The organism is Melaminivora alkalimesophila, from assembly GCF_000282995.1.
GTDB lineage: Bacteria > Pseudomonadota > Gammaproteobacteria > Burkholderiales > Burkholderiaceae_C > Melaminivora > Melaminivora alkalimesophila.
The window spans coordinates 1-2,231 of record NZ_ALEE01000512.1; the positions used below are offsets into that span (position 1 = coordinate 1).

Consider the following 2,231-nt stretch of genomic DNA (forward strand, 5'->3'; position numbering starts at 1 on the left):
CTGCCGAGGCAGCCGTTTTTTTCATGGTGGCGGGCAGGTGGCGAACCTGGCCGCCACACCGCTCATCCGTTCGTCACTCGATCCGCACGCCCGAGTTGGCGACGATGCCCTTCCACTCGCCGTATTCCTTTTGGATCAGGGCGGAAAATTCCTCCGGGCCCATGGCGCGCGCCTCGGCGCCCTGGGCCTGGATGGCGGCCTGCATCTCGGGCGTGGCCAGGAGCTTGTTGATCTCGGCGTTCAGCGTCTTCACCACCTCGGGGGGCGTGCCGGCCGGGGCGAGCACGCCGTACCAAGTGCTCACGTCGAAGTCCTTGAAGCCCGACTCCGCCACGGTGGGCACGTCCGGCAGCGACGAGCTGCGCGCGGCCGAGGTCACGGCCAGCGGGCGCAGCTTGCCGGCCTTGATCTGGCCGATGGCCGAGGGCACGGAGGAGACCAGCAGGTCGACGTTGCCCGCCAGGGTGTCGACCAGCGCCGGGTTCGAGCCCTTGTAGGGGATGTGGCTGAGCTTGATGCCCGCTGCCTTCTCGAACAGGTCGCCCGCCAGGTGGATCGAAGTGCCGTTGCCGGGCGAGCCGTAGGTGACGCTGCCGGGCTTGGCCTTGGCGGCGCTGACCACGTCGGCCAGGGTCTTGAACTTCGAGTTGGCGCTGGTGGCGATGATGACCGGTGTGTAGGCGACGTGCGCCACGGCCGTCAGGTCGCGTGTCGGATCCCAGGGCAGATTCTTGTAGAGCCACGGACCGATGACCAGGTTGTCCTTCTGGCCCATCACCAGCTCGTAGCCCGTGGGCGCGCCCTTGACGGCCTCGCCGATGCCGATGGTGCCGCCGGCGCCGGGCTTGTTCTCGGCAACGATGGTCCACTGCTTGGCCTCGCTCAGCTTGGCGCCCACCAGGCGCGCCAGGATGTCGGTGCCGCCGCCGGGCGGGAAGGGAACGATCAGCCGGATCGGCTTGGTCGGGTAGCTGGCGGCCGCGCCCGTCTGGGCGTGGACGGCCGTGCCGAAGGCGCAGGCCAGGGCGGCCAGCGCCAGGACGTGGCGACGGAACATGGGGAACATCTCCTTGGATCGGGTTGGAAAAGCGCCTCGCGGCTCAGATGCGCTCGAAGATCGCAGCGATGCCCTGGCCGCCGCCGATGCACATGGTCACCAGGGCGTAGCGACCCTGGATGCGGCGCAGCTCGTGCAGGGCCTTGACGGTGATCAGGGCGCCGGTCGCGCCGATGGGGTGGCCGAGCGAGATGCCGGAGCCGTTCGGGTTGACCTTGGCCGGATCGGCGCCCAGGCCGCGCGTCACGGCACAGGCCTGCGCCGCGAAGGCCTCGTTGGCCTCGATCACGTCCATCTGGTCGAGTTTCAGGCCGGTGCGCGCGAGCACGGCCTTGGTGGCGGGCACCGGGCCGATGCCCATGATCTTCGGCTCCACGCCGGCGTGCGCATAGCCCACCAGGCGCGCCAGCGGCTGCACGCCGCGCGACTGGGCAGCGCCCGCCTCCATCAGCAGCACGGCGGCGGCGGCGTCGTTGATGCCCGAGGCGTTGGCGGCCGTGACGGTGCCGTCTTCCTTCAGGAACACCGGCTTCATCTTCTGGAAATCTTCCAGCTTCGCGCCCGGGCGGAAGTGCTCGTCGCGCTCGAAACGCGTCTCGCCCTTGCGGCCCTTGAGCACCACCGGCACGATCTGGCCATCGAAGCGGCCTTCGGCCCAGGCGCGTTCGGCGCGCTGGTGGCTCTCCAGCGCCAAGGCGTCCTGGTCCTCGCGCGTGATACCGAATTCGCGCGCGACGTTCTCGGCCGTGACGCCCATGTGGATGGCGTGGAAGGGGTCGTGCAGCGCGCCGACCATCATGTCCACCATCTTGGTGTCGCCCATGCGCGCGCCCCAGCGGGTGTTGAGGCTGGCGTAGGGCGCGCGGCTCATGTTCTCGGCGCCGGCGCCGATGGCCACGTCGTAGTCGCCCAGCAGGATGCCCTGGCTGGCGGTGACGATGGCCTGCAGGCCAGAGCCGCACAGGCGGTTGACGTTCAGTGCGGGCGTCTCGTTCGGGCAGCCGCCGTTGATGGCCGCCACGCGCGAGAGGTACATGTCGCGCGGCTCGGTGTTGACCACGTGGCCGAAGACCACGTGGCCCACGTCCTTGCCCTCGACCTGGGCGCGGGCCAGGGCCTCGCGCACGACCAGGGCACCCAGCTCGGTGGGCGGGACATCCTTGAGGCTGGCGCC

At 70.0% G+C, this 2,231-nt stretch carries 2 protein-coding genes; both read right to left on the reverse strand.

The features are described 5' to 3' along the window. Positions 1–73: 73 nt before the first annotated feature. Positions 74–1,057 (reverse strand): Bug family tripartite tricarboxylate transporter substrate binding protein, encoded by a 984-nt coding sequence (locus tag A612_RS09985; RefSeq protein WP_019374352.1) that lies wholly within the window; start codon positions 1,055–1,057, stop codon positions 74–76. 43 nt (positions 1,058–1,100) lie between these two features. Beyond that, positions 1,101–2,231 (reverse strand): acetyl-CoA C-acyltransferase family protein (locus A612_RS09990; RefSeq protein WP_019374353.1); only part of this gene is annotated, 1,131 nt, incomplete at its 5' end.

Bases quoted from the DNA above. Each gene is read 5' to 3' on its own strand.
- A612_RS09985 (WP_019374352.1), bottom strand. From the start codon at position 1,057: ATGTTCCGTCGCCACGTCCTGGCGCTGGCCGCCCTGGCCTGCGCCTTC.